The sequence below is a fragment of the Anabaena sp. AL09 genome, from assembly GCF_001672255.1.
Taxonomy (GTDB): domain Bacteria; phylum Cyanobacteriota; class Cyanobacteriia; order Cyanobacteriales; family Nostocaceae; genus Dolichospermum; species Dolichospermum lemmermannii.
In genome coordinates this window covers 1-6,480 of the sequence record NZ_LJOQ01000023.1, presented here as the reverse complement: position 1 = coordinate 6,480, position 6,480 = coordinate 1, and the positions used below count along the sequence as shown (strand labels likewise).

The 6,480-nt window shown below is 36.5% G+C and carries 8 protein-coding genes; 4 read left to right on the top strand and 4 right to left on the bottom strand.

Features of this window, described 5'->3' with window-relative positions; translation table 11 throughout:
* The first annotated feature begins 89 nt into the window (after nt 1-89).
* Nucleotides 90-506: a hypothetical protein gene (locus AN490_RS04265; RefSeq protein WP_300000310.1), complete on the top strand. Its 417-nt coding sequence runs from the start codon at nt 90-92 to the stop codon at nt 504-506.
* Between the two features lie 228 nt (nt 507-734).
* Here the strand turns inward: AN490_RS04265 and AN490_RS04260 are convergent, their stop codons facing one another.
* Both AN490_RS04260 and AN490_RS04255 read right to left on the bottom strand, forming a co-directional pair.
* Nucleotides 735-1,070, bottom strand: coding sequence for a XisI protein (locus AN490_RS04260; protein WP_039203727.1), 336 nt, complete (start codon nt 1,068-1,070; stop codon nt 735-737).
* Nucleotides 1,058-1,474, bottom strand: a complete 417-nt coding sequence (locus tag AN490_RS04255) for a XisH family protein (RefSeq protein WP_039203728.1) — start codon at nt 1,472-1,474, stop codon at nt 1,058-1,060. The genes AN490_RS04260 and AN490_RS04255 overlap by 13 nt, the downstream gene beginning before the upstream one ends.
* 168 nt (nt 1,475-1,642) lie before the next feature.
* On the opposite strand from AN490_RS04255, the gene AN490_RS04250 reads away from it, so the two are divergent.
* Nucleotides 1,643-1,939, top strand: coding sequence for a hypothetical protein (locus AN490_RS04250; protein ID WP_300000303.1), 297 nt, complete (start codon nt 1,643-1,645; stop codon nt 1,937-1,939).
* 217 nt (nt 1,940-2,156) lie between these two features.
* Nucleotides 2,157-2,447 (top strand): hypothetical protein, encoded by a 291-nt coding sequence (locus AN490_RS04245; RefSeq protein WP_300000301.1) that lies wholly within the window; start codon nt 2,157-2,159, stop codon nt 2,445-2,447.
* 758 nt (nt 2,448-3,205) lie between these two features.
* On the opposite strand, the gene AN490_RS04240 is transcribed toward AN490_RS04245, so the two are convergent.
* Nucleotides 3,206-4,513: a hypothetical protein gene (locus AN490_RS04240; RefSeq protein ID WP_300000299.1), complete on the bottom strand. Its 1,308-nt coding sequence runs from the start codon at nt 4,511-4,513 to the stop codon at nt 3,206-3,208.
* A 201-nt stretch (nt 4,514-4,714) separates the two neighbouring features.
* Between AN490_RS04240 and AN490_RS04235 the strand changes: the two genes are divergently transcribed.
* Nucleotides 4,715-4,930 (top strand): hypothetical protein, encoded by a 216-nt coding sequence (locus tag AN490_RS04235; protein ID WP_300000297.1) that lies wholly within the window; start codon nt 4,715-4,717, stop codon nt 4,928-4,930.
* A 588-nt stretch (nt 4,931-5,518) separates the two neighbouring features.
* On the opposite strand, the gene AN490_RS04230 is transcribed toward AN490_RS04235, so the two are convergent.
* On the bottom strand, nt 5,519-5,959 hold the full coding sequence (locus AN490_RS04230) for a hypothetical protein (protein ID WP_300000295.1): 441 nt from the start codon (nt 5,957-5,959) through the stop codon (nt 5,519-5,521).
* Between the last annotated feature and the right edge of the window lie 521 nt (nt 5,960-6,480).

Here is a 6,480-nt window from a genome sequence, read left to right as displayed (position 1 = left end):
CGAGCGCCCATATTTTAATCACCTCAGTAGATTGATTTTCCGTATTTACTTATCTTTACATAGTTTGATTTCTTTGCGCCGACTTACTTATGTTAACTATTAAAACTATTGCCTCTGTCTATCCAGAGCATTACCAGCATTGTGTTACTTCTTTATCTCAACATTTAGAATCTTTTAGAGAAAATGATCCTGAGTTTAACGGTCATATTGTCTGGGTGCTTTCTGATATGAATGCAATAGATTGTTTACCTTTAATTGAGCGAGCTTTTCAAGCAGGGTGTGTTGATGAGGATGTGATAGGAGATTATGATGAAGTGCTTGTCAAATTTGGTTTAGAGGATATCACAGATATCTCTCCTAAAACTATAAAAGCGACTGATACACAGAACACCATATCCTTAAATTTTACTACTTCTCCTGGATTTAAACAACTTGAGAAACTAAATAAAGCACAGCAAAAGAGAGACGCTAGAAGAAAGCGAAATTTAAACCAATTGGGAAAATAAGTGATTTAGGGGTAAAGACAAGATACGCGCAAAATTTAGCACGACGTAAAGTTTTGTAAAGTATTCATATATTTATGCCTTTCAAACATTGCCTAGTTTGACTCATTTTAGGCAATGTTATGAGAGCAACTGAGCGGAATAACAAGGGTTTTGTCCTTTCTTGAGAAAAGTCTTTAACTTCCGTTTTCGGCAATGTTTTACAAGATGGGATAAATAAGCGGGAAGCTTTTATATAACTGCATAATCCGTATATTGCCGCATTTCCGGAGCTTGAAACCCTAACACAATATCTTCCTTTGCTACCCCCAGATCCACAAGTTCTTGGGCTACTCTCATTTCCGTCATATTTTGCTCAATCCAAATCTTTCCTTGCTTAATATCCAAATGTAAAACACAACCATATACCCGCCGATGGCCATCCCATCCCACATTCATGACCTGGTAATGGTCTTGTTTCGGATCAAAAACAGTGTAGCAATCTATCGACCCATTAGCGATGGGGATAGCAGCGTAATCTGTCAACAACGACTGAATTATATGCCGATAAGACTTTATGGTATCCATTGTACAATTACCTCTTGAATCGGGTCATAAATAATTTGTTTAATTTGATATCTTTCTAATGAAATTTGTGCAAATTCCCGCTTAAAAAAAGTTTCATAAGCAACTACAGGCACAGCTAAATAGAGAATACGAGTTGGATCACTGATTTCTAAGGCCAGCCGATAATTCAAAAACTGTCCTAACGCAGCATGGTAATCGGTTAGTGGTGAATCACTCAAAAAAGTTTTAATCTCAACTGCAATTTTTTCTTGGTCTCGCTCTGCTGCTAATAGTTGCTGGGCACCTAAGTCAATTTCAAACTTTGTTCCGCCTACTTCGAGTCGCAGGGGATCATCGGTTATCTGCCACTGCTCCTTTTCCAAAGCAATTCTAACCACAGCATGAAATCTATCTTTAGCTGCCATCGTTATCTTTCTCTAATTTACTTGCAATTATAGAACAATTGAAATAAAGAGTGTGCTTCGCACCATCACACCGCGGGCGTAAACCAACTATGCAATTAATTTGAGCCAATCTCGGATCTCCAAATTAAAGTAGCTGAACTACAACGAGCTAGAGCGCAACTTGCAGATATGACTAGAGAAAAAGTGGCAGTAGCTCTGGTAAAATTCGACGAAGGTAAAACTGATTTCCAAATAGCTCAAGTTGTAGGTGCAAGAGCTATTGATCAATTTAAAGTATTTGAATTACGCTATATTCGTGGCAATAATAATACTGAGGGATATTTAGCTAAACAATCTGAATTAGATAAAGTCAAGGCTAATACTTATGGTTCTTGGGGGAAAATGCGGCGATTCCTACGGAGCGCTTCGCTATCGCTCTTTGAAATCAAGTTATTAGTATTGGGTGTAAAAGATGCGGAAATCTAAAATGTGGGGGAAATGCGGGGCGATCGCTATCTACTCTCTATTCTTTTTTCTCAGATTTAGCTGTGTAAACCAAAGCTGAGTCGTTGTGTTCTCTGAGGTCGTTCTCTATTCTTTTTTTTTCTGCTGCGGCTATAACCTTCACCATGAGTTAGTAAAAAGTGGCTATACGCCCATGTATACTTCTTATGGTTATAAACTTTACCGAAGGATTAATCTAATGGCAATTGAAGACGCACCTTACCCTTACGAAGTTGGTGATCAAACTGTGGTAACTTGGGTTCCGACTACTATGGGGACTCCTTTGGTTAAACCAGAAAATAAAGAAGCTACCTTTATCGCAGAAGTAACAGAAGTCAAAGAACAGGTTATTTTGGCTATAGAGATAATAAAGATGCTGGATACCCCAGATGGTCTAAAGCACTTCAAGGTAGGTCAGAGGCTTAATCATACTGAATTTAATTTTGCCTTTCTTAATTTTAGAAAGATTAATAAGTTTTTAATTAATTAGTTTTAAAGGTAGTGGTTCTCATGCCACTACCACCCCAGTAAACATAGCGATCGCGGAGCTAACCCTTTAATTAATAATGTAAAGTCGCCTTAACAGTGGTGGGTTTATGGACTTGTTTGGGACGGCAGATGGATGGATGAGCCATCAGTTTGCTTAATCTTGTCAGGGTCTGAAAGTATTTATTATACAAGCCAGCCCACAGACAGCTATCATTCTACTAAAGAAAGCGTTTTTCTGTGTTCTTGGCATATCAGCTGCTGCTAGAAATAGATACACGCCAAGAGAAAAAGAAAAAACCCTTAGAATCAGAATCATAAAGCACCTTAATTAAATTATTAGCAGTGTACCAAAGCCTGTAACCTATCCAAAAGATAGTAACTTTGTTCTATTTGATAGTGTTTACAAATGTTCTTTGCTGTGCTTGTGGAGCCATTAACATAAAGGGGTACAGCCGGGATAGCTGCAATTTGGGACACGTTGTAAACAAATGTTGCAAAAACCGATTGTGCGATTTACTAACTTGCCCATAAATGGTGGAGAGGCATTCAAATTTTTGGATACTAAAATCAACTCTTCACGCAATTCACTCTCTTAGACTTGCCCATAAATGACCCTTCTTGGGGATGTTTTTATTTGAATAATCAAGTTGCTAAAACAACGGTAAATCAAGAGTTTTGAAAATAAAGTTTACAAAACTTTACATCATGTCCCAAATTGCAGATATCCCATCTGTACCTCTATATCTACTGATGAACCAACTATCTTCTTTCAAAAATTGGCCAAGTTTGTCCAAATTCTTCTAGATTAGGGTCGGAGCAAATAACAATTAAATAGCTCCCTTCTTTATGTCGTTTTAAGCGACTTAGTGCTACATAAATAGCTGCTAAATCTGATTGTTTGTTTTTTGAATTAATACCAACAACGATGTATCGACCTTCCCATCCTTTAAAGCTATGAATTGTGCAGGCTTTCACCCGTGCATCTCCCATGAAAAAGGCTAGTTTTCTGCTTTTCTGATCTTGTTTTTTATGGTCAAAAACATGAATAACTTTAATATTTCTCTTATTTAAAAGTTGTACGCATGATAAACCTATGTTATGGGTTGGAACTAGCAAAACAATATCTGGATAAGCGACAATATTCGGATTGGCTAAATCAGGAATATTAAGAACCGCCTGAATAAGATTATCCACCAGAGAGTCCTGCATTGTAATCTGTATCCAACTTAGGTGTGCAGGCCATTTATCCTCTTCATTTTCGGACTGAGGAAGATTTACCATTCCTTCTAAATTTTCTTCTAAATATTGGTGAGAAAAATCTCCGAGATATTTGATCAGTGATGGAGGTGTTCTATAACTGGTTTTAAGTGACAACCAGGGACCACTAAATCCCGCATTATTCCCGCTTCCCGTCCAACGAATAGCACGTTCATAGATATCTTGTGTCTCATCGACTGCAAGTACCATCTCACCACCAGGTTGAAGAACCCGTCGTAGAGCGTTCCACCAGTCAATGTTATAGTCTTGTCCTTCATCAATTAAGATTGCATCATATTTTTGAATAGAGTCTCCTCCAGTTTCAATCGCTGTATTTACCAAATTTACTATATCTATTTCTAACACCTTGGATATATCAGGATCTCCTTGCCACAAAGCATTATATTCATCATTGAGTCCAGCTTGTTTGCAAATAACTAGTTTGCACCATTCATGAAAATGTAACCATGTAATATTATCTTTAATTCTTTTATTTTCGACCGGATAACGAACTGCAATATCTCTCAAATAATGCCAAAGGGTAATATTGTAAGTTACAACTAATACTTCTTTATCTTCACTAGATAACTGAGCCGCTCTTGCTGCAATAACGAGTGATTTTCCAGAACCTGCTGAACCTTTAATCCGGCGATTACCCGAACCTGTGCGTGTGGTTACTAATACTCTTTGTTTTTTGTCAAATTCTAGCGGCTGCCTTTGAGTTGCGGCAAAATCAGGTTCAACCAACCAACTTCGTAAAGATTTAGCAATTTCAGGTGTCATTAATTTAGCAGTTGTATCATCTTTCAATACAGATGCTGGAAAGACAATCTCTAGGGAATTATCATCTATTGCATCAAAACCAACTACTGGATAATAGTCCTGTAAACTTCCTAAAAAGTGTTTTTTTCTAAGAAAAGGACTGAATAAGTCTGGTTCTACCGCTCCCTTTATGAAAGGATAAGCAAATCAAAAGAGGTAGATAGACGAATTTCTGTCGAGAAAACAACTATGAAACTTTCAGTAGAACAAATCCTCAATTTACAAGAGATGAAAGTCTTAAATTCCGACGAAATAGAAGGATTAGGATTAGTTATAGAAGTTCAGAGAGATTCAGAATGTGCAAGGTGTCCAAGATGCGAGGTATTGAGCTATAGTAAACACCAAAACCATTGGCGAATGGTGAAAGATGGCTCTTGCGTCTCTTTTATGGTGATTGAGGATTGATGATAACAAAACCCTTACGGGACAAGGGTTATAAACAATTATTTCCATATTTTCAATGAAATGACTACACAATAGGGCTTTCAATGATTTTGAACCAGGTTTTCCATAAAAATAACCGAAGAACTGAAACTTTTTGTATTTAAGACCAATGAGCGTCAAAAAATTCCAATACAGTTGAATGCTAACAATCTTTAATGACAAGGCTTTGGGCGATCGCAAATCACCCCATAGAAATCGCTCAACCCCGACAAACCCCGACAGCAAACTTCGTCAAACCCATTATTAAAACCCCGACACTAAACCTGTACCCCTTGCTAATAATGTAATAAAAACATTGAGAGTAAACCCTGTAGCGATCGCCCATTATTCCAACAGATAAGCGATCGCTCTTTGAAATCAAGTTACTGGTATTAGGTGTCAAAGATGCGGAAATCTAAAATGTGGGGATTCCTTTGGGGCGATCGCTACGGGGTGCTATGCGATTCCTAAGAAGCGCTTCGCTATCGCTTACGTTAATGTATAGCTCATTTTACTTCCCAAAGCATGAATGTTATTCTAATTTCTGACAACTCCTAAATAATTCTTTGTTTAGATCAAGTTAAATTGTTTACCAATATAGATTCCTTTTAGGATAATAGTTAAGGCTTCATAGACATCTTGAGGATTATAAGGATTAAACCGCGAAAAATCTATTTCTGATGATGCCTTTGGTGATTCCATAGACATAATTATTAATATATCAAGTAGCTTATCTACGAGTTCATCTGTAGGTATAAAACAACCTGATTGTAGTTCTGCTAACTCGACTATATTACTATTCTTATTTAACCAATTAGTAACTTTGTCAAACAAAATTTCAGGCATCAAATTAGGCTCTAATTCGTATGATAAAGCTTCTCCTAAAAATGCAAAAATAACTATTTTTAGGAGAGGAGAACGATTTAAACTTGCTGCCAACTGTTTGGCTATGATAGAAATTTTGTAGTTTGGATCTTGTAGTAATTGCTTACGCCTTCTAGCCTCGCCCATTACCTTAATCTCCTTTTTACTGAAAGTAATTATCAAAAAGTTTAGTAAAGAAAATATTGATATATATATAATTTTAGACTATTGTGGTATAAATTAACATATTTTAGAAAGAAAAATAAATTTTCCTGAAATAGATTTTGTTTGATATACTATAATCGTAGTCAGTAGTCAATCTTGCAATCATGCTTTATAGCTCTTTGAAGAATGATAACCCTTGATTACAAGTATAAATCAAAACTCCCAAACTGTCTTAGAAACAATTTGAGAGCTTAGAAAATCTAAAAATTAGCAAACCCAGCTTTTTACTTAGCCATGTCCTGAGAAAACGTCTCTAAGTAGAACATCTGGATCAACAAACCAGAAACCATGAGAACTGATTCATGGCAGTCTTATCTTTTGATTATAGACTGCAAAGTACAAAAGTGTAAACATTTTTCTTCTAATTCTTGCCAACCCATTGCAATTAGTGGGGGTGTGGCATGAATAAAATACTAGAAACCTTTGATCTTAGGAACTTCCTA